The 22,575-nt window shown below is 62.4% G+C and carries 25 protein-coding genes; 11 read left to right on the top strand and 14 right to left on the bottom strand.

What is annotated here, in order from left to right:
- Positions 1–139: 139 nt before the first annotated feature.
- The 4 genes from E4662_RS22875 to E4662_RS22860 all read right to left on the bottom strand — a co-directional run bounded on the left by E4662_RS22875 (position 140) and on the right by E4662_RS22860 (position 4,152).
- Positions 140–1,213: a TRAP transporter substrate-binding protein gene (locus tag E4662_RS22875; RefSeq protein WP_136443961.1), complete on the bottom strand. Its 1,074-nt coding sequence runs from the start codon at positions 1,211–1,213 to the stop codon at positions 140–142.
- 77 nt (positions 1,214–1,290) lie between these two features.
- Positions 1,291–2,160 (bottom strand): thiamine pyrophosphate-dependent enzyme, encoded by an 870-nt coding sequence (locus tag E4662_RS22870; protein ID WP_136443960.1) that lies wholly within the window; start codon positions 2,158–2,160, stop codon positions 1,291–1,293.
- On the bottom strand, positions 2,157–3,104 hold the full coding sequence (locus E4662_RS22865) for a transketolase family protein (RefSeq protein ID WP_136443959.1): 948 nt from the start codon (positions 3,102–3,104) through the stop codon (positions 2,157–2,159). The genes E4662_RS22870 and E4662_RS22865 overlap by 4 nt, the downstream gene beginning before the upstream one ends.
- A gap of 31 nt (positions 3,105–3,135) precedes the next feature.
- On the bottom strand, positions 3,136–4,152 hold the full coding sequence (locus E4662_RS22860) for a zinc-binding alcohol dehydrogenase family protein (RefSeq protein WP_136443958.1): 1,017 nt from the start codon (positions 4,150–4,152) through the stop codon (positions 3,136–3,138).
- A 104-nt stretch (positions 4,153–4,256) separates the two neighbouring features.
- On the opposite strand from E4662_RS22860, the gene E4662_RS22855 reads away from it, so the two are divergent.
- The 5 genes from E4662_RS22855 to E4662_RS22835 all read left to right on the top strand — a co-directional run bounded on the left by E4662_RS22855 (position 4,257) and on the right by E4662_RS22835 (position 7,626).
- Complete coding sequence (locus E4662_RS22855) at positions 4,257–4,655, top strand: winged helix-turn-helix transcriptional regulator (protein ID WP_136443957.1); 399 nt, start codon at positions 4,257–4,259, stop codon at positions 4,653–4,655.
- Between the two features lie 24 nt (positions 4,656–4,679).
- Complete coding sequence (locus E4662_RS22850; RefSeq protein ID WP_136443956.1) at positions 4,680–5,447, top strand: SDR family NAD(P)-dependent oxidoreductase; 768 nt, start codon at positions 4,680–4,682, stop codon at positions 5,445–5,447.
- 17 nt (positions 5,448–5,464) lie between these two features.
- Positions 5,465–5,788 (top strand): NIPSNAP family protein, encoded by a 324-nt coding sequence (locus E4662_RS22845; protein ID WP_136443955.1) that lies wholly within the window; start codon positions 5,465–5,467, stop codon positions 5,786–5,788.
- Between the two features lie 46 nt (positions 5,789–5,834).
- Entirely contained in the window at positions 5,835–6,596 is a 762-nt protein-coding gene (locus E4662_RS22840; protein ID WP_136443954.1) for an SDR family NAD(P)-dependent oxidoreductase, read from the top strand.
- Between the two features lie 118 nt (positions 6,597–6,714).
- Positions 6,715–7,626: a 2OG-Fe(II) oxygenase family protein gene (locus E4662_RS22835; protein WP_136443953.1), complete on the top strand. Its 912-nt coding sequence runs from the start codon at positions 6,715–6,717 to the stop codon at positions 7,624–7,626.
- Between the two features lie 52 nt (positions 7,627–7,678).
- Here the strand turns inward: E4662_RS22835 and E4662_RS22830 are convergent, their stop codons facing one another.
- Positions 7,679–8,590 carry a LysR family transcriptional regulator gene (locus tag E4662_RS22830; protein WP_136443952.1) on the bottom strand — a complete coding sequence of 304 codons (912 nt, stop codon included), beginning with the start codon at positions 8,588–8,590 and terminating at the stop codon, positions 7,679–7,681.
- 106 nt (positions 8,591–8,696) lie between these two features.
- Between E4662_RS22830 and E4662_RS22825 the strand changes: the two genes are divergently transcribed.
- Genes E4662_RS22825 through E4662_RS22805 form a run of 5 tightly spaced genes read left to right on the top strand, consistent with a single transcriptional unit; the run spans position 8,697 to position 13,329 of the window.
- Entirely contained in the window at positions 8,697–8,999 is a 303-nt protein-coding gene (locus E4662_RS22825; RefSeq protein WP_136443951.1) for a DUF1330 domain-containing protein, read from the top strand.
- 45 nt (positions 9,000–9,044) lie between these two features.
- Positions 9,045–9,824, top strand: coding sequence for a CmcJ/NvfI family oxidoreductase (locus E4662_RS22820; RefSeq protein ID WP_136443950.1), 780 nt, complete (start codon positions 9,045–9,047; stop codon positions 9,822–9,824).
- 33 nt (positions 9,825–9,857) lie between these two features.
- Positions 9,858–10,637, top strand: a complete 780-nt coding sequence (locus tag E4662_RS22815; protein ID WP_136443949.1) for an SDR family NAD(P)-dependent oxidoreductase — start codon at positions 9,858–9,860, stop codon at positions 10,635–10,637.
- A gap of 57 nt (positions 10,638–10,694) precedes the next feature.
- Positions 10,695–11,327 (top strand): NAD(P)H-dependent oxidoreductase, encoded by a 633-nt coding sequence (locus tag E4662_RS22810; protein WP_136443948.1) that lies wholly within the window; start codon positions 10,695–10,697, stop codon positions 11,325–11,327.
- Positions 11,320–13,329 carry a cation:proton antiporter domain-containing protein gene (locus E4662_RS22805; protein WP_136443947.1) on the top strand — a complete coding sequence of 670 codons (2,010 nt, stop codon included), beginning with the start codon at positions 11,320–11,322 and terminating at the stop codon, positions 13,327–13,329. The genes E4662_RS22810 and E4662_RS22805 overlap by 8 nt, the downstream gene beginning before the upstream one ends.
- Before the next feature lie 10 nt (positions 13,330–13,339).
- On the opposite strand, the gene E4662_RS22800 is transcribed toward E4662_RS22805, so the two are convergent.
- From E4662_RS22800 to fahA, 5 genes are all read right to left on the bottom strand, one after another.
- Positions 13,340–13,744 carry a PIN domain-containing protein gene (locus tag E4662_RS22800; protein ID WP_136443946.1) on the bottom strand — a complete coding sequence of 135 codons (405 nt, stop codon included), beginning with the start codon at positions 13,742–13,744 and terminating at the stop codon, positions 13,340–13,342.
- Positions 13,734–13,961, bottom strand: coding sequence for an AbrB/MazE/SpoVT family DNA-binding domain-containing protein (locus tag E4662_RS22795; protein WP_136443945.1), 228 nt, complete (start codon positions 13,959–13,961; stop codon positions 13,734–13,736). The genes E4662_RS22800 and E4662_RS22795 overlap by 11 nt, the downstream gene beginning before the upstream one ends.
- Positions 13,962–14,056: 95 nt before the next feature.
- Entirely contained in the window at positions 14,057–15,007 is a 951-nt protein-coding gene (locus E4662_RS22790; RefSeq protein ID WP_136443944.1) for an MBL fold metallo-hydrolase, read from the bottom strand.
- 1 nt (position 15,008) lies between these two features.
- A complete protein-coding gene (locus E4662_RS22785) occupies positions 15,009–15,503 on the bottom strand; it encodes a DUF2059 domain-containing protein (RefSeq protein ID WP_136443943.1) in 495 nt (164 codons plus the stop codon).
- Positions 15,504–15,574: 71 nt separating this feature from the next.
- Entirely contained in the window at positions 15,575–16,834 is a 1,260-nt protein-coding gene (fahA, locus tag E4662_RS22780; protein WP_136443942.1) for a fumarylacetoacetase, read from the bottom strand.
- A 149-nt stretch (positions 16,835–16,983) separates the two neighbouring features.
- Here fahA and E4662_RS22775 point away from each other — a divergent pair, with 149 nt between their 5' ends.
- Entirely contained in the window at positions 16,984–18,132 is a 1,149-nt protein-coding gene (locus tag E4662_RS22775; protein ID WP_136443941.1) for an MFS transporter, read from the top strand.
- Between the two features lie 39 nt (positions 18,133–18,171).
- On the opposite strand, the gene repC is transcribed toward E4662_RS22775, so the two are convergent.
- The 4 genes from repC to E4662_RS22755 all read right to left on the bottom strand — a co-directional run bounded on the left by repC (position 18,172) and on the right by E4662_RS22755 (position 22,513).
- Positions 18,172–19,314 (bottom strand): plasmid replication protein RepC, encoded by a 1,143-nt coding sequence (gene repC, locus E4662_RS22770; protein ID WP_136443940.1) that lies wholly within the window; start codon positions 19,312–19,314, stop codon positions 18,172–18,174.
- Positions 19,315–19,475: 161 nt separating this feature from the next.
- A complete protein-coding gene (gene repB, locus E4662_RS22765) occupies positions 19,476–20,468 on the bottom strand; it encodes a plasmid partitioning protein RepB (RefSeq protein WP_136443939.1) in 993 nt (330 codons plus the stop codon).
- 14 nt (positions 20,469–20,482) lie between these two features.
- Positions 20,483–21,667: a plasmid partitioning protein RepA gene (gene repA, locus E4662_RS22760; protein ID WP_136443938.1), complete on the bottom strand. Its 1,185-nt coding sequence runs from the start codon at positions 21,665–21,667 to the stop codon at positions 20,483–20,485.
- Positions 21,668–21,820: 153 nt separating this feature from the next.
- Entirely contained in the window at positions 21,821–22,513 is a 693-nt protein-coding gene (locus tag E4662_RS22755) for a FadR/GntR family transcriptional regulator (protein WP_136443937.1), read from the bottom strand.
- Between the last annotated feature and the right edge of the window lie 62 nt (positions 22,514–22,575).

Genomic DNA, 22,575 nt, shown 5'->3' with positions numbered 1-22,575 from the left:
ATTGGCCCATGTCTCCACCCCGCTTGCGCGTCTGTCCATGTGAGTTGCGCGATCCGCTCCGTCCCCTGGCAAGCCTGCCCCGGCAGTTTGCGGATCAGCGTTGGGCCGGGCGCTCCGGCGCCCGGCCTTGGTCGCAGGATCACTCCTGCCAGTCGTTGCCCCACCAGTCGGCAGCGGTGTAGTCCATGCCTTTGAACTCGGTGGTGTACTCGCGAACCTTGGCCAGGATGGCGTCGCCGTCGATGCCCTTGTCGGCCATGGTGGCAAGCCAGGTGTCATAGGCCGGCTTGGTCGCCGCAACCCATTCTGCCTTGGCTTCGGTGTCAAAGGTGATGATCCGGTCGCCCCGCGCCTCAACCTTGGACAGGGTCGAGTTGCGACGGTTGTCCACGATGGCCCCGGTGAAGTTGGTCAGCTCGTCTTCCATGGACCGGAAGATCTCCTGCTGCTCGGGTGTCAGCTTGTCCCAGGTCTGCTGGCTCATGGTCATCGGGATCATGATGAACGGGCCGCCCACAAGCGAGTGGTTGCTGGCAAAGTCCGTCATCTTCCACTTGATCAGCGGCGCGGTCGGGAACCACACGCCATCAATCGCCTTGCGCTGGAAGGTCACGTAGATATCCGCCAGCGGCAGGTTGCGCGGCGTCGCGCCCAGCATGTCACTGTATGTCACGGAGGATTTCGAGAACCCGCCGATCTCCAGACCCTGCAGGTCCGCGAGGGTCTCGACCGCCTTCACGTCCTTGTGGATGTGCAGGTTGAAGAAGTCCGATACGTGGAAGCCAAGCGGCACCAGCCCGTCAAACTCGGCCTGAACCTCCGGCACGGTGTTGTACAGTTTCTGGAACACGTGGTTCGCTTCGACGGTGCTGTCGAACTGGAACGGCAGGGTCATCACGTGGGTCGCCGGGAACTGGCTTTCCTGTGTGAAAATGCCGGTTGTGACCACCAGATCCACCAGGCCGGACTTCAGGCCGTCAACCGTTTGCGGTGCCTTGACCAGGGTGCCGCCGTGGAACCACTTGAAGGTCAGCTCGCCATTGGTGCGGCGCTCGATTTCTTCGAGGTAGGGAATATACACGTGCTGGACAAGGTAGTGGCTTTCCGGCTCGAAACTGCCCACCTTGATTTCCAATGCCTGCGCCACCGGGGCAAGCAGCATTGATGCCGCCGCCGCTCCGGCCAGGGTCTTCATCCACGTCGCGAGTTTCATATTCAGTCTCCTCCCTTTTGGACTGTAAGGGCTGGTGGTCTTGGTTTTGTCTTCACCAGCAGTATGGGCCGGACGCCTTAGTGGAGCGCCGCCAATTCGGCCTCCAATCGGTCAATTTTTTCAAGGATCTCTTGCCAGCCCGGCTCCCATTCGAGGAATCCGGTGTCCCACCGCCCGTTCGCACCGACGAAATGGGCAAAGGGGATAGCGTCCTGATAGACGTCGATACCGGCAAAGATCTTGGTGTCTGCCACGATGGCATAGGGCTTGTCCCTGAGCTGTTTCGCCTCCTCGAAACAGGCCAGGATTTCCGGGATGCTGTTGCCGTTGATCTGGCGGGCGTGAAAGCCGAAGGCCTCCATCTTCTCCCGCACCGGCTCCACCGCCATGACATCCGATGTCTTGCCGGTGGCTCCCAGATCGTTGTTGTCGATGATCACCACGAAGTTCGACAGCTTGTAGTGCGCCGCGAACATGAAGGCCTCCCAGACGCTGCCCTCGTGCAACTCGCCATCGGACAGCAGGCAGATCACGCGCTGATCACTGCCTTTCTTGCGCTCGCCCAAGGCCATGCCCGCCGCCTGGCTGACACCGGTGCCAAGCGAGCCGGAGGTGATCTCGAAACCGCGCGCGCCTTCGATCGGGCTCTGGTCGATGGGCGAACCATCCGCGCCCATCGTGCGCAGTTCGTCCATGGTATAGATGCCCATCTCCGCCATGGCGGCAAAGTTGATGATCGTGTCGTGGCCGTTGGAATTGATGAAACGGTCCTTGTACCAGCCCTGCCCGTCCGGGCGCAGCTCGTCAAAGAAGATGCAGGCGCCAACGTCGGCAAGGGCAACGCCCTGCCCGGCATACCCGCCGCGCTGCATGCAGATATCAACCACGTTGCGGCGAATCTTGGCGGCCCAGAGTTCCAGGGTCTTGAGACGTTTTTCTTCGCTCATGCCGCAACCCCCGCAATACGTCCCGCCAGCGCGGCGGGGTCCAATCCAAAATGCTGCCGGATATGCCCGAGCGAGCCGCCCGGCGCCCAGGTGTCCGGCACGCCGATGCGCGTGATGCGCGGGGCGCGGCCTATCTTTGATGTGATCTCGCTGACCAGCCCGCCCAGCCCGGTCGACACCTGGTGGTTCTCCACCGTGACGATCTCGTCATGGGCAAAGCAGTACTCCACGATTTCCTGCTCATTGACCGGCTTGATCGTCGGCACGTGCAGCAAGGAATGATCCACCCCCTGCTCTGCCAGAATGTCAGACGCCTCCAGCGCCCATTGCGAGGCATGCCCGCAGGAGATCACCCCGATCCCCCGCCCTTCCCGCAGCGGGTAGGTCTTGCCAAGCTCGAACTTGAAGCGCGCCGGATCCAGCAGGCTGGGCGTCGCGCCGCGATGACCGCGCATATACACCAGTCCCGGCAGATCGCAGGCCAGGTCCAGCGCCTGCGCAAAATCGGTCACATCCATCGGATCAATTACCGTGGCATGGGGCACCGCCCGCAACATGCCCAGATCTTCGGTTCCCTGATGGTGGATGGGGGCCGGGCTGGTGATGCCCGGCGTAAACGCCAGGCAAATGCCGGTCTTCTTGCTCGTACCCATGCAGATGACCATCTGGTCAAAGCACCGGCGCGAGGCATAGCTGCCAAAGGTCGAGGTGATCGGCACAAACCCGGCCTTCGCCAGACCGGCGGCCACGCCAACCTGGTTCTGCTCGGCCATGCCGACCTCGACATACTGGTCCGGGAGATCCCGCGTGACCTGATACATGTCGCAGTAATGCGCCAGATCCGCGCTCATCAGGATGACATCCCCGCGCCTCTTGCACAGGTCAAAACTGATATCGTCGAAAGCCGACGGCACCATTTTGCGATGTTCAGCACTCAAAAGCATAAGTCTGCGGCCCTCCCAAACCTTGACGCCCTCAGGCCCCGGAAAATCCGTCCAGAACGGTCTTCCCGATGGCGCTGCCGCTGGACTGGTGTTCCAGCGCTTCGCGCAGAGTGTCTTCGCTGAGCGCGCCCAGCGTCTTGTTCGCGGTAGAGACAACCTCACCCTGATCCACCAGGTCAGCCACCCGGTTCAGCAGCTTGTGCTGTTCAATGATGTCATCTGCCTTGTGCAGCGAACGGGCAAACATGAACTCCCAGCTGAAGGTCAGCGCCTTCATCTTGAGCGGGCCGATTGCCACGTTCTGCGGATCGTCGATCATCGCGATATGGCCGCGCGGCTTGATCATTTCGACGATGGCATCAAAGTGATCGTCGGTGTTGGTCAGGGTCGCGACATATTTCGGCGCGATGCCCAACCCGCTCATTTCCTCGGCGAGGTTGTTGCGGTGGTTCACCACGTGATCCGCCCCCATCTTCGTCACCCAGTCTATCGTGTCCGGACGCGAGGCCGTCGCCACAACGGTGAGCTTGGTTAACGCCTTGGCAAGCTGGATCAGGATCGAGCCGACCCCCCCTGCCCCGCCAATGATCAGCAGCGCTTCGCCTTCGCCGCCGCCTTCGTCCACGCGCAGGCTTTCAAACAGCATTTCCCAGGCCGTGATACTGGTCAGCGGCAAGGCCGCCGCATCCGCAAAACCCAGCGTCGACGGCTTACGCCCGACCAGACGCTCATCCACGCATTGCAGCTCGGCGTTGGAGCCATCGCGGGTGAACTCGCCGGCGTACATCACCTCATCCCCAACCTTGAACAGGGTCACGTCAGAGCCGACCGCCTTGACCACGCCCGCGGCGTCCCAGCCAAGGATCTTCGGATCACCCTCGGGGGGCGGACGGTTGGCGCGAACCTTGAAGTCCACGGGATTGACGGACACGCCGCGCACCTCGACCAGCAGATCGTTCGGACCCGGCTGCGGGTCAGCGGCAGTAAATTCGACGACAGAACCGGCAACAGTGACAGGTCCCTGCTCCGAGTATCCCAAGGCTTTCATGATTGGCTCCCAGTTGACTTGTTTTCATCAATTTGAGAGGTTGCGTTGATTCTGGCAAGTACCTACATTTTTGTAAGTATTGGAAATCTTGCAGGAGAAAACGGATGGCACGGCAATACAATTGGAAGACGGGATGCGATGTCGAAGCAACGCTCACGGTGATTGGCGGACGGTGGAAGCCAATCCTGATTTGTCGTTTGCTTTCAGGTAAAAAGCGCTTCGGAGAGCTGTGCAGACTGGCCCCGAACGCGACCGAGCGCATGATCACTCTGCAGCTGCGCGAACTGGAGGCGGACGGCGTGATCAAACGCACCGTGCACGCCGAAGTTCCGCCCCGAGTCGAATACGAAGTGACAGAGTACGGACGCTCGCTTCAGCCGATCATCATGGCCATGCAGAGCTGGGGCAAGGACTTCAAAACCAGAAAATACGCCGAGGAAGAGGCCGCCGAAGCGGCTGATTCGGAGCACGAAGACACCAATCGCAAAGCCGCAAACGGCTGAGCACAACACGCCGGGGAGCAAAACATGTCGCAACCACTCAAGGGCAAAGTGGCCATCGTCGCCGGGGCAACCGGCGGAATCGGGGTCGCGACAGTCGAAAGGCTCGTGGCGGACGGCGCCACGGTTGTCGCCTCCGGCAGGAACGAGACCCGCCTGAACGCGCTGCGCGCCATCGGCGATCAGGTCTTTATCCGCAAATCCGATGTCTCCATCGAGGCAGAGGCCAGGGATCTCGTGGACTGGACCGAACAGGCGTTCGGGCGCGTCGATATTCTGTTCAACGGCGCGGGCATTGTCGGGGAAAGCAACCTGATCGAACACCAGTCCCTTGAGAACTTCGAAAGGGTCATGTCGATCAACGTGACCGGCAGCTTTCTGATGATGAAATACGCCATCCCCGCCATGCGGCGGAACGGCGGCGGGGCGATCGTCAATGTCTCTTCCGCCGCCGGGGTGCAGGGCGGACGGGCGACCATGCCGGTTTATTGCGCCAGCAAACATGCGGTCATCGGCCTGACCCGTGTCGGGGCCAAGGCCCACGCGGGCGAAGGCATCCGCATCAACGTCATTGTGCCGGGGCAGATCGACACCGACATGCTGGCAGCGGTGGAGGCCGACGCCTCGGACGGCGATCCGGTCGAGGCCCGCAACAAGGTCATCTCGGCCATCCCCGCCGGACGCTACGGCGACACCAGCGAGGTCGCCGCGCTCACCGCCTTCCTGTGCCGCGACGACGCCAAGTTCATCAATGGAAGCATCTACAGCATCGACGGCGGTTTCACCCCGTTCTGACCCAGGAGGTTACGCATATGGCCCTTTTCGAAATCCGCCAATACCAGGTCTATCCCGGCAAGATGGATGAATGGATCGACTTCATGGAAACCCGCGTGGCCCCGTTCATGACCGCGCGCGGGATGGTGATCCCGGCGATGTTTCGCGGCGAGCAAGACGACAGCCTGCACATCTGGATCCGGCGCTTTGACGACGAAGCGCATCGCGAAGCGCTCTACAAGGCAGTCTACGAGTCCGAGGACTGGCAGACCAATTTCAAACCCACCGTGCGCAGGCTGGTGGATGTGGAGAAGACCGTTGTGCACCGGATGACCGGAACGGCGCATTCTCCGATCCGCTGACCCCGCGGATCCTTTCAGACCCATCAAACACGAGGAACGGGCAATCATGGATCTCATGCTCAAGGGAAAAACCGCGGCCGTTGTTGGCGGCACGCGCGGCATCGGACGCGCCATTGCGGAGCTTCTGATCGCCGAAGGCTGCAACGTCTCGATCTGCGCGCGCAGCCAGGACGGGGTGGATGATGCCGTCGCCGCGCTCTCCTCCGGCGAAGCCCGGGTGCGCGGCACCGCGCTCGACGCCTCCGATGCCAAGGCGCAGGCCGATTGGATCAATGACACCGCCGAAGCCTTCGGCGGGCTCGACATCCTCATCGCCAACACCAGCGCGATGAACCTTGCCAATGACGAAGCCGCCTGGAACGCCAGTTTCCAGGTCGACATGATGGCGACCTTTCACGGCGCCGAGGCCGCCATTCCACACCTGAAAAACGCCGAAGCCGGCGCCATGGTCTTCATCGCCTCCATCGCCGCGCTGCACACGCCCGGCGGCCCGAAGCCCTACGGCGCGATGAAAGCCGCCGTACTCAATTACGCCAAAGGTCTGGCCCGGTCTCTTGCGCCGGACGGGATCCGCGTGAACGCGGTCTCTCCTGGCAACATCTATTTCAAGGAGGGCGTCTGGGGCCGCACGGAGGCCAACAACCCCGATTTCTTCAAGCAACAGGTCGCCGCGAACCCGCTTGGCCGCATGGGCACCCCCGAAGAAGTCGCGCGCGCCGCTCTGTTCCTCGCCAGCCCCGCCGCCAGCTTTGTCTCCGGCACCAACCTGCTGGTCGACGGGGCGCTGACGCTGGGCGTGCAATACTAGCGCCCGGCCATTACTCTCAAATCGCGAAAACTCTTATCCACATTACGCCATTTATATCCCGTTATCGGGGCAATATTTGCTTGTCACAAATCAGATCAACCCGAATGTGGAACACACCATGACCCTCAATTCACTCGCCCTCGCCCGCGACATTGCCCGCCCAAGCCGCGAAGCCATGCTGCGCCGCGCCCCTTCGGTGCAGGATTTCTGGCACAACAACACCACGCTGTTCGAAGACGCGTGGAAAGAATGGGAGCAGGATGCAGACCTTGGCGGTCTGACGCTTGATGAGTCGCTCTACGCCCCTGCCCTGCGCGACGCGGTCAAAGCCGCCTGGGCCAACCCGGCCGAGGACACCGCCGTCCGCGATCTGTGGCAGGAGGTCTTCCCGGGCGTCTACAAGGCTCAGTTCTTCGATCCCGAAAAGCTGCCGATCCTGCGCGGCTACATGGACAAGGTCGCCGATGCCAACATCCCGCTGCGCCCGCCTTACGGCATTTCGCTGAACCGCGCCGGGGCGATGCTGGATCCGCGCTCCGAAGGCTACCTCGGCGCGCCGGGCTTCCAGTCGTTCTATGATGGGCTGATGAACCGCTACATGCGGCCGATCTCGCGCCTGCTGTTCCCGGATGTGGCCGGCTACGACACCCAGACCTTCGGCTTCTCGATCCAGTGGAAGGCGGACACGGACACCTCTTTGCGCCCGCACTCCGATGCCTCTTCGGTGACGCTGAACATCAACCTGAACCTGCCGGGCGAAGGGTTCTCCGGCTCGGGTGTGAGCTTCATCGACCCCGAGTCGCGCCGCGTCGAAAGCCTGACCTTCGATCCGGGCACCGCCCTGATCCACCACGGCAGCGTGCCTCACGCGTCCGAGCCGATCACCGAAGGCTCGCGCTCCAACTTCGTGCTCTGGCTCTACGGGCGGCACGGTCAGGCGGCGCGCGGCGGCGTCCCGGTTCCCGATCTCGCACCGGAGGACCGCTGGACTCTGGTCAACGAAGCCTCGGACGGCTTCGCACCGTTCTGATCAGACCCCATAACGCAGACCTCCGGGGGCATTCGCTCCCGGAGATTATCCCTTACCGCGCGTCCCTGAACACCGCGCAACTGCCGATTTTCTCCAGCAGGAAATCCATGAAAACCCGCACCTTCGGGGACAGGATATTGGTCTTGGGATAGACCAGCCAAAGCGCCGTATCCGCGTCATAGGCAAACCCCGGCAGCACCCGGATCAACCGCCCGTCGGCCAGTTCCTCGTGCACGTTCCACAGCGAGTTGATCGAGATCCCCGCCCCGGCCAGCGTGGCAACCTTCTGGGTCATGCCGTCGTCGCTGATGATCTGGCACCGCCCTTTTTGCGGATCAAAGAGCCCGGTCTGCCCGTCCGGGCCAATCAACGGACGCGCCTGCCCGTCCTTGAACGCAATCAGCCGATGCGCGTTCAGATCCTCCGGGCGCTCCGGCATCCCGTTCGCGGCGAGATACTCCGGTGAGGCACACAGAATGCGCACATCCCGCGCCAGCTTGCGCCCTTTGAGGCTGGTGTCCTCCAGTTCCGCGTTGCGGATCGCGAGATCAAAACTGCCGTCAATCAGGTCATAGCGCGCATCCGAGAGCCGAAGATCGAGCCTGATCTTCGGGTGGCGTTCGGTGAACTCGGGCAGAACCGGGGCCACATAGTTCTGCGCAAAGGTGCTGGGCGCGGTAAAGCGAATGGTCCCGGTGATATCGAGGCTCTTTTGCCCCAGCGCCGCCCGCGCCGCGTCTTCCTGCGCGATGATCTCGCGCGCGAAAGGCAGCAGTTCGGAGCCTTCCAGCGACACGGACACCTTGCGCGTGGAGCGGTGCAACAGGTCCGCTCCCATGGATTTTTCCAGCTTGGCCAGCCGCGCACTCGCGACCGCAGGCACCATGCCAAGCTCCCGCCCCGCTGCGCTGATGTTCAGCTTTTCAGCGGCCAAGACAAACAGGCGAAGGCTTTCAGTATCCATGATTATGTCCGATTTGCGAATTCTGAAACTTAATTACAGTGGTTTTATTCGCGGAATGGAAGTGCAAATCCGTAACAGACCTTCACTTTGCCAAAGGATGCGGCCTGTGCCCTGCTATTCCATCCTCGCGATCACCAGCACCACCCAGGACTGGATGGCTGCCTATATCCCCACCGCGACCCGGCTCGTGGCGGAACACGGTGGCCGCTATCTGGCGCGCACGACGTCCCATGAGCAGATCGAAGGCCCGGACCAACCCGCCCGAACCCGCGTCCTCATCGAATGGCCCAGCCGCGATGCCGCGCTGCGCTTCATGAATGATCCCGCCTATGTCCCGCACCTTTCCGCCCGCACCAAAGGCTCCGAGAGCGTGCACTTCCTCGTCGACGGCATCGACGATCTCGCCTGAGCGCCCCGCCGCCGCCCCTGCCTGACTTACAAAAAGGTTTTCCAGATGCTCCGCCAAGGCCACGTCAACTACCACGTCCACAAACCCGAACGTCAGGCGTTTCACATCGACGCCGGCGGGGTTGTCGGCAAGCTGCTTTCGCCCGAACTGAAAGAAACCCGCATCACCGTGCGGGACGTGCGGAGCGCAGACGTTCATGCCGATTTTGCCTCCGACAGCGTCAGCTTTGTCGAAAGCCCCACATCCGTGACCGATTTCTCCGATCCAGCCCGGTGGCAGGCGACCTATGACGCCGAGCTGACCACACTTCTGAAGGACTCGCTCGGCGCACGGGAAGTGATCATCTTTGATCACACGGTGCGCACCGACGATCCCGAAGCCACCCGCAAACCCGCCCGCAACGTGCACAGCGACTACAGCGTAGACGGGGCGCGGCAGCGCCTGATCGACATTCTCGGCCCCGAGGAGGCGGAGGTCTGGAGCCAGGGCCACTATGCCTTCATCAATGTCTGGCGTCCTGTCGGCAACCCGATCAACTCCGCCCCGCTCGGCTTTTTGCGCCCGTCCAGCGTGCCGGAGCAGGACTGGCTGCTGCTGGACCTGATCTACCCGGACCGCAAAGGCCAGATCATGGGCATTGTCGGCGGGCCAACGCATGAATGGCTCTACATGTCGAAGATGACCCCGAACGACGTCGCCGTGTTCAACATCTACGACAACAAGGGCCAGCCTTCGATTGCCCACAGCGCCATCGACCTTGTCGAGGACGAGAGCGTCACCACGATCCGCCAGAGCCTCGAGAGCCGCACGCTCATCCGCTACTGACCCCCTTTTACTGCGTCCCGATTGGAGCCCCCCATGACCAAAACGATCCTCATCACCGGTGCCACCGACGGCATCGGCCTGCTCACCGCCAAGAAACTCGCCGCCGCGGGCCATACCGTCCTCTTGCACGGGCGCAGCCCGGCGAAGCTGGAAAAAGCCGCCAAAACCGTCGGCGGCGCGCCGGAAACCTATGTTGCGGACCTGTCGGACCTGACACAGGTGGCCGCGCTGGCCGATGCCGTGCTGGCCAAACATGATCACCTCGACGGGCTGATCAACAACGCCGGTGTGCTGCGCCTGCCAAGCCCCGTCACCCCCTCCGGCCTTGACGCCCGCTTTGTCGTCAACACGCTTGCGCCTTACGTGCTGACCCAGCGCCTCCTGTCGATCATCCCAAAGACCGGCCGCGTGGTGAACCTGTCCTCCGCCGCGCAGGCCCCGGTTGACGTGCAGGCGATGATGGGCGCACGGCGCATGGATCACATGGAAGCCTATGCGCAGAGCAAGCTGGCGATAACCATCTGGTCAATGGAACTGGCCGAACGCCTGCCGCTCGGGCCTGCGGTCATCGCCGTGAACCCCGGCTCTCTGCTGGCGTCCAAGATGGTCAAGGAAGGCTTCGGCGTGGCCGGCAATGACCTGTCGATCGGCGCGGATATCCTGATCAAGGCCACGCTCGATGACAGCTTTGCCGCCAAATCCGGCGCCTACTTTGACAACGACTCCGGCCGCTTCACCGCGCCGCATCACGCAGCGAGCCGCCCTGAGCATCGCACCGAGGTCATGCAGGCCATCGAAAAACTGATCTCCTGAGGCCTGTCAGGCCCGGGTGCCGGACAATCTCAACCAAGACGCAAAGAGGAACCGCCAGTGTCCAGGATCATCGTCTATTTCGCCCACCCGGGTCAGAAATTCAGCCGCGCCAACCTCGCCATGGCCAAGGCCGCGCAGAGGCTGGCGGATGTCACCTTCGTTGATCTCTATGCCGAGTATCCGCGCCATGACATCGACGTCGAAAAAGAGCAGGCGCGGCTGCTGGCGCATGACATCATCGTCTTCCAGTTTCCGCTCTACTGGTACTCGACCCCGAGCCTCGTCAAGGAATGGCAGGATCTGGTGCTGCAACACGGGTTTGCCTACGGGCATGGCGGTGACAGGCTGGCGGGCAAGACGCTGCTTGTGGCCACAACCGCCGGTGGCTCGGAGGAGGCCTACACCCCCGAAGGCTACCAGCATTTCCCCCTGCGCCGCTTCCTGACCCCGCTCGAACAGACCGCGCGGCTGTGCAAGATGACCTTTGCCCCGCCGGTGGTGCTCTACAGCGCGCTCAAGGCGCATGAGGACCGCGAAATCGCCGCCCATGCCGCCGCCTATGCCGGACTGCTCTCTGCCCTGCGCGCGGGCGCCGCCGCCCTGCCCGAAGACACCGGCGAGACCGTGCTGACCACCGCCGATCTCGAAACCCTCCTACCCGCGCTTCAGAAAGCCCATCCCGATGACTGATTTCCTGCTTCTGGCCTTTGTCTTCCTGATCGCCGGTGTTGTTGCCGTCCCCATCGCCACCCGGCTGGGGCTTGGCTCTGTTCTGGGTTACCTGATCGCCGGGATCGTGATCAGCCCGCTTCTGGCGGGGCTGGGCGTTGACGTGATCGCCATCCAGCACTTTGCCGAGTTCGGCGTGGTCATGATGCTGTTCCTTGTCGGGCTGGAACTGGAGCCGAAGATGCTCTGGTCCATGCGCAATCGCCTTCTTGGCCTTGGCGGCTTGCAGGTGGTCGGCACCACGGCGCTTGTGATGGTCATTGGGCTGGCCTTCGGCCTCTACTGGACCATCGCCCTTGCGGTCGGGCTGGTGCTCGCCCTGTCCTCCACCGCCATCGTTCTGCAGACCTTGGGCGAAAAGGGGCTGATGAAAACCGAAGGCGGGCAATCGAGCTTCTCGGTGCTGCTGTTTCAGGACATCGCCGTCATCCCCATGCTTGCCTTCATCCCGCTTCTGGCCATGCCGGAGCTGATGGATCTGGGCGGGGAGGCCGCCCTGCACGCCCCAGACGCTCACACAGAGGCCTCAGGGCACGCTGGGGACCACTCCGGCGCCCACGGGGCCCATGGGGCGGAAGATCCCCATGGCGACAGCCACGGCGCTTCTCTGAGCCTCGTAGAGGGACTTCCCGCCTGGGCCGCCGGTCTTGTCACCATCGGCGCCGTGGGGGCCGTCATCCTCGGCGGCATCTACCTGACCCGCCCGCTGTTCCGCTTCATCGCCATGGCAGGCCTGCGCGAGCTTTTCGTGGCGGCGGCGCTGATGTTTGTCATCGGCATTGCGCTTCTGATGACCCTCGTCGGCCTTTCCCCGGCGCTTGGCACCTTCCTCGCCGGGGTGGTGCTTGCCAACAGCGAATACCGCCACGAGCTGGAATCCAACGTGGATCCTTTCCGCGGCCTGCTGCTTGGCCTGTTCTTCATCACCGTTGGCGCGGGGATCGACTTTGACCTCCTGTTTGGCCAGTTCGGCACCATCATCGCCCTCACCCTCGGCCTCATCCTGCTGAAAACCGGCGTTCTGCTGGCGCTCACGATGCTGTTCGGGATCAAGGGGCAGGATCGCTGGCTCTTTGGCCTTGGTCTGGCGCAGGCGGGGGAATTCGGCTTTGTGCTGCTGTCCTTCACCGTCGCCAATCAGGTGATCCCGCCCGCGCTGGCCGATCAGCTTCTGCTGGTTGTCGCCCTGTCGATGCTGCTGACCCCTGCCCTTTTCATCCTCTTTGAAAAAGGCATCGCCCCGCGCTTTGTCGCCTCCCAGGAACGGGACGCCGATGACATCGAAGAGGCGGGCGAAGTGATCATCGCGGGCCACGGGCGCTTTGGCGGTGTGGTCAACCGGATGCTGCGCGCCGCCGGTCATGCCACCACCGTGCTCGACTACAGCGCAGGCCATCTCGACATGCTGCGCAGCTTCGGGTTCAAGGTCTTTTACGGCGACGCCACCCGCCCCGACCTGCTGCATGCCGCCGGGATCGAAAAGGCCCGCCTGCTGATCGTCGCCATCGACGGCAAGGAGCAGATCAACGCACTGGTGCACTACGTCCGCAGCAATTTTCCCCATGTCAAAATCATTGCCCGCGCGGTTGACCGCCAGCACGTCTATGATCTCTTTGCCATGGGCTGTGACGAGATCATCCGCGAGACCTTCGATTCAAGCGTGCGCACAGGCCGCTCCGCTTTCGAGCTGCTCGGGATGCATCCGTTCGACGCCGAGCTTGTCTCGCGCAAGTTCGCCGAGGACGATCGTTATATCCTCAAGGAAATGGCCTTGGTGCATGATCCCAAGATCCCGACCAGCGAAAATCAGGCCTATATCGAGAAATCCCGCACTCTGATGGCCGAGCGGGAGGCGCAGATCTTTGGCAAGAGCAAGGCCTTTGACCTCGACACGGACCGGGGCTGGCGGCCGCCCTCGGAGCAGGACGTGCAGAGCATCACCCGCGATCATGAAGCGTCATAGCGGATTGCGGTCAGGCGCACCCGGCAAAAGGATTGACGATGCGCAGCTGGTCTTCGATCAGCAAGCCATCGTGCATGTCCTCGCTCCACAGCCGGGTGCAGCCCGCGATCAGGGCCGAGGCCACAATCATCGCGTCATAGACCGAAAGCTGATACCGCTCCGCCAGCGCCCGCCCCACGTGGTGGGTCTGCGGTGTCAGCGGCTCCACCGGGCAAAGCGTCTCTATTCCAGCCAGAAACGCCCCCGCATCCGCCCAGCTCAGCCCCGCCTTGCGGCGGCAATTCACCAGTGTTTCATTGAGAACCTGCACGCTGATCCGTGGCCCCTGCCGCAGGATCTCTTCGGCCCGGTCGGCCTTGGCCCCCTGCCCCAACAGGTACAACACCACGTTGGTGTCGGCGAAATCAGCGCTCATGCGCGGCGTCGCGGCTCAGCCTGTCTTCTGGGGCCAACGTGCCCCGGAACCGCCGCAGCCCTTCGAGAACCTCCTCCGCACGCGGCTCCCGCCGCACCCGCAAGGCCCCTTCGTCCTTCACCAGATCAATCTGATCACCTTCCTTGAGCCCCAGTTCCCGCACCAGTTCGGCGGGCAGACGGACCGCAAGGGAATTTCCCCATTTGGCAACTTGCATGGGCTTTCTCCGGGCTTGGATACACATCGGCAAATGTATATCCAAACAAGCCCGAAATCAAGGTTGCGCCGCCCCACCGGGGCGACGCGCATGCCTCACCCCTGCAGGGCTTCCCACATGTCCTTGTCGCGCTGTGCGGTCCAGACGCGGGGCGTGTCGATGCCGCGCGCTTCGTCATAGGCGCGGGCCACGTTGAACGGCAGGCAGTGCTCGTAGATCGCGTAATCCTTGAACTTCGGATCACACTCGGCCCGGCAGGCATCCCATGCCTCCTTGAGCGTACCACCCCGTGCCACAACCTTCGCCACCGGCTTGTAGGTCGAGTTCACGAAATCCGCCGTGGCGGCGATGGCCTTGGCCACCATCTCCTCGCCGACCAAAGCATCGCCCCGCCCCGGCGCAATCGCCTTCGGCTCGAAGGCCGCGATGTTCAGTAGTGTGTCTTCCCAATCGCCGAAATGCCCGTCGCCGCAGTAGCAGGCGCTGTGATATTCGACGATATCGCCTGTGAACATCACCTCCTGATCCGGCACCCAGATCACCGCATCGCCGGCGGTATGGGCGCGTCCCAGCTTCATGATATCGACCCGGCGCTTGCCGAGCATCACGGTCATGCTGTCGCTGAAGGTCATCGTCGGGCGGGTCAGCCCGGGGATTTCCTCATGGCCCTGGAACAGGCGCGGGAAGCGGTCAAATTCGCTCTCCCAATCTTCCTGCCCACGCTCTTCGACCATGGCCGCCGCCACATCGGACATGATGATTTCCCGCGCGCCATAGGCGCTGGCCCCCAGCACGCGCACCGCGTGGTAATGGGTCAGAACGAGATGGCTGATCGGCTTGTCCGTCACCGAGCGCACGCATTCCATCACCTTGCGCGCAAGGCGCGGCGTAGCCTGCGCCTCGACGATCATCACGCTCTCGTCGCCAATGATCACACCGGTGTTCGGATCGCCCTCGGCGGTGAAAGCGTAAAGCCCCTCGCCCACCTGCGTAAAGCTGATCTTCTTCTCTTCCATATCGCCTGCGGAGGCAAACGCCTTGCTCATCTCACTGTCCTCCCTGAAGAATTTTCACGATCTGCGGCGTCACCGCCTGCTGCATCGCCTGCATGTCCGGCCCAAGCCGCGCCATCACCTGCTGCATCATCGGCTGCATCTTGGCCATGATCGACGCGCCATGTTCGGACTTGTAAAAGTCGATCAGCACCGTCAGCTCATCCACCGTGAACACATCCGCTGTGACCTCGGTCATGGTCGATTCCAGCTCCGGGCGCAGCCCGTTCAAAGCGCCGGACATCACCGCCCCGATCTCGGCAAGCTGTGCCTCTGTCACCGTCACCTGCGGCGGCAGCGTCGCCTTGACCTGCGCCGCCATGGCTTGCGGAGAGAACAGATCATCCATCATCTGCTGCACGGATGGCAGATTGGTGTATTCCTGCGCCAGCGCCATGCTGTCCTGCGCGGCCACGGGCGTGGCAAACGCAAGAGCCACGGCAACAGAAGCCGCGCGCAGAGGTCCGAATTTCCTGAACGTGTTAACCATTTGTCGATCCTTATACCGGGCGATGGCGCGTGGCGCCACCGTTCAATTGTGTATTTTGTTAAACCGCCGCCTCAGCGTTTGTACGGGTCGTCCAGCGCGGGCAGAACCTTTGCGGTGCAGCTGCCAAAGCCAACGCGGTAGCCATCACCCACAGCCCCGCCACGCAGGGTCAGCGTGTCGCCGTCTTCGATGAAGGTGCGGGTCTCGCCGCTGTCCAGCGTGATTGGATCCTTGCCACCCCAGGTGATTTCCAGAAGCGCGCCGCGCTGGTGCTTCTCGACACCCGAGATGGTGCCGGAGCCAAGCAGATCGCCCACGCTCATCGGACAGCCCGATGTGGTGTGATGCGCCAATTGCTGGGCGGCAGAGTAATACATCTGGTTGTAGTTGGTCTGGCTGATGACGGTCTCTTCCCCGCCTTCCGGCGCCATGCCCACCTCCAGCGCGATGTCATAGAGCATCGGACCCGGCTCCTTGAGGTGGTCCAGCAGCGGGCGCTGGCGTTCTGGCGTGTCGCAGCGGAACGGCTCAAGCGCAGCTTTGGGCACGATCCAGGGGCTGATGGTGGTGGCGGTCGCCTTGGACTGGAACGGGCCAAGCGGCTGGTATTCCCAGGCCTGAATGTCCCGCGCGGACCAGTCGTTCAACAGCACGTAGCCAAAGATCATGTCATCCGCTTCACCCACGGTCACCGGCCCTTCGGAGGGCTGACCCACGATGGCCCCCATCTCCAGCTCGATGTCGAACCGCTTGCACGGCGCAAACACCGGCAGCTCCTGATCCGGGGCCTTCAACTGCCCCCACGGGCGGCGCACATCGGTGCCGGAAACCTGCACAGAAGAGGCGCGGCCGTTGTAGCCGATCGGAATCGACAGCCAGTTCGGCGGCAGCGCATTTTCCGGCCCGCGGAACATGGTGCCGACGTTGCTGGCATGGTTCAGGCTCGCATAGAAATCCGTGTATTCCGAAACCGCGAAGGGCAGGACCAACTGCGTGCCGACCTGCGGCACCATGTATTCCGTCAGCCCCTGCGGGTCCGCGTAATCCGCGCTCAGAAGTTCGGTCACGGCGGTGCGGAAGCCCTCCCAGACCCCTGCCCCAAGCGCCATGAACTCGGTCCAGTCGCCAAAGAAGAACACCTCTTCCTCATCTGGCACCGCCAGCACCCCGTCCGCCTCCAGCGCAGTGATGTCGAGGATCATGTCGCCGATGGCAACACCGCAGTGCTGCTCGCCCTCTTCCGTCAGGAACGCCCCGTAAGGCAGGTTGTTGAGCGGGAAGTCGGTGGTGTCGGTGTTTGCACTATCGACCCAGCTTTTCATCAGCGGCATATCGGCTCCTCATCGGATATCGCGGTTGTGTCGGGCCTCAGTTAGTCCCACAGGGGTATCAACGTCCACCCCCCCTGCCCCAAATTCGGTTGCCCCCCGCTCCGCAGATTTGTAGCCAGAGCGTCGCACCCATCCCTGGAGCCATTTGCATGTCCCGTCTTATCACCCCCCGGAAAAGCGTCGCCGCCGCTTTTATTCTGAACGGCGCGTTGCTGGGATGCTGGGCCTCCCGGATTCCGGATTTCGTGGATCGTCTCTCGCTCTCCGAAAGCCGTCTCGGGTTGCTTTTGCTGCTTCTCGGGGTTGGCGCGCTGACCTCTTTTGCGGTGGCTGGCAAACTGGCGGATCGGCATGGGGCGTTCCGGGTCACCCGGTGGCTGGCCGCGTTCTACCTGCTGTCTTTGGTGTTTATCGGCTATTCAGAGACTGTTCCGATGCTGGCCGCGTCGCTGTTTTTCTTTGGTCTGACTCATGGCGGCATGGATGTTGCGATGAACACATGGGCGACGGAAGTCGAGCGGCGCCTCGCCCGGCCCGTCCTGTCGTCCTTCCATGCGATGTGGAGCCTTGGTGCCGGGCTTGGGGCTGCTGGTGGCTATCTGGCCACAAGTTTTGAGGCCGGCCCCGGTCTGCACTTTCTGCTGTCCGCCATCGTCCTGTCTGCCGCCATCATGCCGTTCTTGTCGATTGAATGGCACTCACCCACACGGGTCTCACTGGGCAAAGAGCCGATGTTCGCCTTGCCAAGCGGTGGTCTGATCCTAGTCGGGCTGATGGCGCTTGGCGCCGGTCTTGGCGAAGGCACGGCGGTGGATTGGAGCGCGGTTTACCTGCGGGACGTGCTTGAGGCCGAAGCGGATCAGGCGACGCTGGGCTTTACCGCCTTTTCCATCACGATGGTGATCATGCGGCTCAGTGTTGACCGTCTGATCACCCGCCTCGGCCGGGTTCTGGTGGCGCGTGTCAGTGGTGTGTTTGCAGTGGTCGGTTGCTTGATCTGCTCGGCAACCGGAAGTTGGCTCGTGGCTTTGCTCGGCTTCGTCCTCATGGGCATTGGCTGCGCCGCGATTTTCCCGATGAGCTACAGCCGCGCCGCCAATGATCCCGATGTGCCACCGGGTCAGGCCATCGCCTCCGTGGCTACTTTGGGATACGGCGCTTTGCTGCTCGGGCCCCCGGCCGTTGGGTTCATCGCGGAAGCCTCTTCCTTGCGGGTCTCGTTCCTGCTGGTGGCCGCGTGCTCGGTCATGATTGTGCTCTTTGCCTCGGTGCTGAAACCGTCGAGTTCACAGCTGTGAACTGACCAGTTCTGATAAAAGTTCACAGCTGTGAACTTCTCACGCAGAACGGTTCATCAAGGCCCTAACCATCGGCCCCGCCGAGAAATGCCCGCTCTCTGCCTTGGCGGTCAGATGCCGCAAATACGCACCGGGTGCGCGGATTTCGCTGAGCCTTTGCATCATTGCAGCAAGCACCACAGAAGCCTGTTCGACGCCCATCGCGTTCTTGGCCGCAAACCACGCATCGGGGGCAATTCCAAGCATCGGGCGCAGCGTTTCGGCAATAGCAACGAACTCGTGCCAATGGCGCGGGACATGTGGGCTGAAACTGAGGAACTCCGAACAAACGGTCGTAATCATGCGCAAGGGTAGGGCGGGGCGCTCCTTTTCCTCAGCCTGTTCAGAAACAGTAATTTCTTTTTTTGAACTCTGATGGTGCTGCTCAATTTGCACGTCGGTGGTGCTCAGTTCGGGCGATTCCGAAGGAGGCTCGAGCAGATCGCGGGCCTGATCCAGTGCAGTTTTCAGAGCAGCCCGGAGCGACTCAAGAGTCTCCTGATCGAGTTTGCGGCGCAGATCGCGGGCGGTGAGGCGGGCGAGATCGTCGAAGCCGTCCCAATCTGTCAGATCAGGCAACTCGGAGCGGCCCCATTCCGACAGACCGGCGAGATCACGGCGCATGAGACTGACCTGTTCGCGCAAGTGACGGATGCGGTCCTGTCGGATCCGCGCCTCTTCGGCGAGGGCACAATGCTCCGGGTGACGCAGCACAAGCGGGCGCAGATCGAAACCATAGGCCACGCGGCCCATGGCGCTGCTGCGCGAAAACCGTTTGCCGTTGGGGCTGTCCCGGCGGATCAGCAGACCGGCCTCAACCAGACGCGCCAGATGGCGGCGCATGGTCGAACAGGGCATGGCGTTGAGCCGCTCGCAGAGCGCGGCATTCGAGGGAAAGACAATCAGGGCGGCGGGATCGTCGCCGGTCAATTCGGTCTCCCGATGAAAGCTCAGCAGAGCCTGGAGGACGGAAATGTCCCGGTCGTTCAGCCGATACCGCGCGCGCGCAATCACCGACAGAACCCGCAGCGCTTCCCATTTGTCGATGGAGGGCAGGGGGGCCGGGCGCCGAACCTCGGCCTGAGATGCCATGAGCGCAGCCGAAACCGGCCGCCCGACAGGCGTTATGGGTTGGTAGTGCATCAGTTGTTCACGAAGACAACAAAAAACCCTGCTCGCGAATCACTTTGGACTTGCGAGGGATAGCTCCGGCGATTACCTTGAAGGTGCTAATCTAAGAGGGGTCTCGTGGAGCGTTGCTTTGCGGGGCCTTTTCTTTTGCCTGTGTCGTGCCTCCTTTGTTGTTACTGCTCGTCTTCATTGTCGCGGGCTTGGTACCGCGCGTACAATTCGGTGATGATGTCCTGCGACTGCCTCTCGATCCAATGGGCAAAGCGGCGATCATTGAGATCCAGCGCGAGCCCCTTGGGTGTGCGCCGCGCCTTGCCGGCGGGTTTGCCTTCCAGCGTCAGATCGACGGTCACGGGCTTGCGCGGACGGCGTTTGCCTTTCTTTTCAACGGCTTTCTCGAGCGCTTCGAAGATCAGGATCGAAGGATCCTTCTCCGGCGCGTTGCCTGCGGCAATCTCGGCCTCCAGCTTGGCGCGGGTCTCTTCGACCAGTTCGATCAGCGGATCGCGGGAACGGTAATGCTCGTTCATGCCTTTGGTCAGCGCCTCCCAGCGGGGGCGGCCGATGCCGGGGGCGGGGCCGATGAGACCGGGCAGTTCGCGGCCCAGGATGAACAGGATGCCCTTGGCCATGGACATCCAGGACTTGGTGACGTTGAGCGTCTCGGCCACCTTGTCCTGATTGCCATAGCCACCGTCCATGAGGCCCTGCGCAAAGAGGGCCTTTTCGAGGTAGGACAGATCGCGCCGCTCGGAGTTTTCCGCCGCCTGCATGCGCAGCCCGTCCATTTCGGACATGGTGGCCACCAGTGCGCGGACCTTGGTCACCGTTTCGCTCTCGCGCACGGCGGTCAGGCGGCGCAAGCCGTAGACGAGGATGTATTTATCCGAATTCTTCGGATCGCGGCGCACGAGGATCGGCACGGCCTGGCCGTTTTGCTCGATGGACTGGCGCAGGTCAGACACGTCGCCGATCTCAAGCCTGTCCTGAATGCGCAGATCGCGGATGCTGTCCGGATCAAGCTCCCAGACATGGTGGGAATCCACCGCATCCCGGGCCGAACGGAGCGCGCGGTTGGAGGACATCATCGAAGGCGGCGGCGCACCAGCCCCGGCAGCGGCGAGGCTGTCGAGCATGGAAAGACGTGATTTCTTCTTATCTGTCAATGATTTACCCCCCCTCATCTGCCCCAAGTCTTCTGAATCAACGCGGCGATTTCATCGTTCACCGCGTTCAGGCTCTCGATGGCCCGATCATAGGTAGAGCGGGTGAAGGCGCTGCGTTCGACCTCGTAGAGGGTCTGTTTGGTCAGTCCCGCGTCAGAAATGGCTGTGGATTTGAGCATGGGCGCGTTCAGCACCTTCTCGCCGTACATGGTGCGCAAAAAGGCGGTGATGCGGTTCTGCGGGGCGTCCGTGGGCTCGTATCGGGTGAGCAGATAGCGCATCCAGTCATGGGACATATCGGCCCCGGATTCGGCGATCACATCCATCAGATCGGCGGTCATGCGCAGGAATTGCGACATGGACATCACGTCGAGCATTTCGGGGTGAATCGTCACTAACACGCCTGTAGACGCGGAAAGCGCGGACATGGTGAGAAAGCCGAGCTGCGGCGGGCAGTCAATCACGACAACGTCGTAGCGGTCATCCACCTGCGCCAGGGCTTCCTTGACCCGGAAGAAGAACAACCCGGCATTGCCCGCCGCGAGGGCGCGGGGGGTGTCATGCTCGAACTCCATCAGTTCGAGGTTGCCGGGGATCAGGTCGAGGTTCGGGATATAGGTCGGGCGGATGACATCGGTGATCGGTAGAGGATCGTCATAGCGGATGGCATCGTAGAGCGTGCCGCCTTCGGGGAGGTCATACTCCGGCTGAACCCCGTGCAGGGCGGTCAAAGACGCCTGAGGGTCCAGGTCAATCGCCAGAACGCGGTAGCCAAGCAGGGCAAGGCGCTGTGCGAGATGGGCGGAGGTGGTGGTCTTGCCGGAGCCGCCTTTGAAATTCATCACGCCGATGATTTGCAGATGGTCGCCTTCGCGGCGGCCGGGCAGGTAATCGCCGGGCTTGCGGGCGGTTTTCTCCAGCAGGTGGCGCAATTCCTGCAGATCAAACACGGAATAGAGCCGGCGATTGCCGGGCGTGAGTTCGGGGGAGGGGCCTTTGCCGTCGAGATGCAGTTTGCGCAGGTAGCTGTCATTCACACCAAGCAGGGCCGCGGCCTCGCCAGAGGTGAACTTGCGCATCTCCTTGTCCGCGTCAGGCGGGAACAGGCTCTCACGTTGGGCGTGCAACTGCGCCGCCAATGTCTCAGAATGATCCCGAATGACCCCATTCAGGTCTTCAGGTGCGATGCGTGTGTCCATCGTCTGCCGCCTCTTGTCTTCCCGTGATTTCGTGTTCACGGAGTTTGACGTTTTTACGCCCTTTTCCGTGACTATTGGCCGAAGCGGCGGATTCGTGCAAGAGTTTTCCACAGGTTCAGGGACAAAACTCCGGTTTTACGCCGGGTTAGAGCCTTATTCTGCCGAATCCGTCTGTACCATCGCTGCTGTGATTGTCTCCAGATGAAGGCGCATGGCGGTTTCTGCGGCCTCGGAATCGGCTTTCGCGATGGCGTCGACGATGGCGCCGTGCTGATCGCTGTGAAGGGTCTGAAACTCGTTTGGCGCGATTCTGCGGTAGGTTCTGTCCCATTCGCGCTGCCACGCGATGCGCCTGCGCGCGCTGGACAGGTAGACAAGAAAACCGATCAAGACCGGATTCCGGGAGGTTTCGGCCACGGCGCGGTGAAAGGCATCGTCGGCCTGCTCGCACAGCGCGCGATCATGAGCGGCGCGGCCTTCGGCCACTTTCTGGCGCAAATGGTCAATATCGGATGTTTGTGCCTGCCGCGCGGCCTCGGCGGCGACCTGTGGTTCCAGCAGGAGGCGCGCCCGCATCAGGTCAGGCGGCGTTGCGCCCTCGACCAGCAAATGTTCCCGCACGGGCATATGCGCCGGGCGCGTGCCGCGAAAGGTGCCTTGACCCACACGTCGCCAGATCGCGCCTTCTGCTTCGAGAACGGCGTAACAGCTGCGCAGGGTCTCGCGGCTGCATTGGAGCGTGTCACGCAGGCTGCGTTCCGCTGGCAGGCGATCTCCGCTGAGCGGGGCAATCTGGTCGAGCATCTGGCGCAGGTCGGCGAGAACGTCATCGGTGCGGCGTCTCATCGGGGCTTCCTTATCAGACCAATTTGCAGACCAATCTACCGAATGACAGAAGGGCTGTCACA

It is taken from the genome of Pacificoceanicola onchidii (assembly GCF_004804335.1).
Lineage (GTDB): Bacteria > Pseudomonadota > Alphaproteobacteria > Rhodobacterales > Rhodobacteraceae > Pacificoceanicola > Pacificoceanicola onchidii.
The sequence above is the reverse complement of the archived record's forward strand: the minus strand, read 5'-3'. Positions and strand labels throughout refer to the sequence as shown.

Bases quoted from the DNA above. Each gene is read 5' to 3' on its own strand.
- E4662_RS22875 (WP_136443961.1), bottom strand. From the start codon at position 1,213: ATGAAACTCGCGACGTGGATGAAGACCCTGGCCGGAGCGGCGGCGGCA.
- E4662_RS22870 (WP_136443960.1), bottom strand. From the start codon at position 2,160: ATGAGCGAAGAAAAACGTCTCAAGACCCTGGAACTCTGGGCCGCCAAG.
- E4662_RS22800 (WP_136443946.1), bottom strand. From the start codon at position 13,744: ATGAGCGCTGATTTCGCCGACACCAACGTGGTGTTGTACCTGTTGGGG.
- E4662_RS22820 (WP_136443950.1), top strand. From the start codon at position 9,045: ATGCTCCGCCAAGGCCACGTCAACTACCACGTCCACAAACCCGAACGT.
- E4662_RS22815 (WP_136443949.1), top strand. From the start codon at position 9,858: ATGACCAAAACGATCCTCATCACCGGTGCCACCGACGGCATCGGCCTG.
- E4662_RS22860 (WP_136443958.1), bottom strand. From the start codon at position 4,152: ATGAAAGCCTTGGGATACTCGGAGCAGGGACCTGTCACTGTTGCCGGT.
- E4662_RS22830 (WP_136443952.1), bottom strand. From the start codon at position 8,590: ATGGATACTGAAAGCCTTCGCCTGTTTGTCTTGGCCGCTGAAAAGCTG.
- E4662_RS22785 (WP_136443943.1), bottom strand. From the start codon at position 15,503: ATGGTTAACACGTTCAGGAAATTCGGACCTCTGCGCGCGGCTTCTGTT.
- E4662_RS22790 (WP_136443944.1), bottom strand. From the start codon at position 15,007: ATGAGCAAGGCGTTTGCCTCCGCAGGCGATATGGAAGAGAAGAAGATC.
- E4662_RS22865 (WP_136443959.1), bottom strand. From the start codon at position 3,104: ATGCTTTTGAGTGCTGAACATCGCAAAATGGTGCCGTCGGCTTTCGAC.
- fahA (WP_136443942.1), bottom strand. From the start codon at position 16,834: ATGCCGCTGATGAAAAGCTGGGTCGATAGTGCAAACACCGACACCACC.
- E4662_RS22835 (WP_136443953.1), top strand. From the start codon at position 6,715: ATGACCCTCAATTCACTCGCCCTCGCCCGCGACATTGCCCGCCCAAGC.
- E4662_RS22855 (WP_136443957.1), top strand. From the start codon at position 4,257: ATGGCACGGCAATACAATTGGAAGACGGGATGCGATGTCGAAGCAACG.
- E4662_RS22755 (WP_136443937.1), bottom strand. From the start codon at position 22,513: ATGAGACGCCGCACCGATGACGTTCTCGCCGACCTGCGCCAGATGCTC.
- E4662_RS22795 (WP_136443945.1), bottom strand. From the start codon at position 13,961: ATGCAAGTTGCCAAATGGGGAAATTCCCTTGCGGTCCGTCTGCCCGCC.
- repC (WP_136443940.1), bottom strand. From the start codon at position 19,314: ATGCACTACCAACCCATAACGCCTGTCGGGCGGCCGGTTTCGGCTGCG.
- E4662_RS22840 (WP_136443954.1), top strand. From the start codon at position 5,835: ATGGATCTCATGCTCAAGGGAAAAACCGCGGCCGTTGTTGGCGGCACG.
- E4662_RS22850 (WP_136443956.1), top strand. From the start codon at position 4,680: ATGTCGCAACCACTCAAGGGCAAAGTGGCCATCGTCGCCGGGGCAACC.
- repA (WP_136443938.1), bottom strand. From the start codon at position 21,667: ATGGACACACGCATCGCACCTGAAGACCTGAATGGGGTCATTCGGGAT.
- E4662_RS22845 (WP_136443955.1), top strand. From the start codon at position 5,465: ATGGCCCTTTTCGAAATCCGCCAATACCAGGTCTATCCCGGCAAGATG.
- E4662_RS22775 (WP_136443941.1), top strand. From the start codon at position 16,984: ATGTCCCGTCTTATCACCCCCCGGAAAAGCGTCGCCGCCGCTTTTATT.
- E4662_RS22805 (WP_136443947.1), top strand. From the start codon at position 11,320: ATGACTGATTTCCTGCTTCTGGCCTTTGTCTTCCTGATCGCCGGTGTT.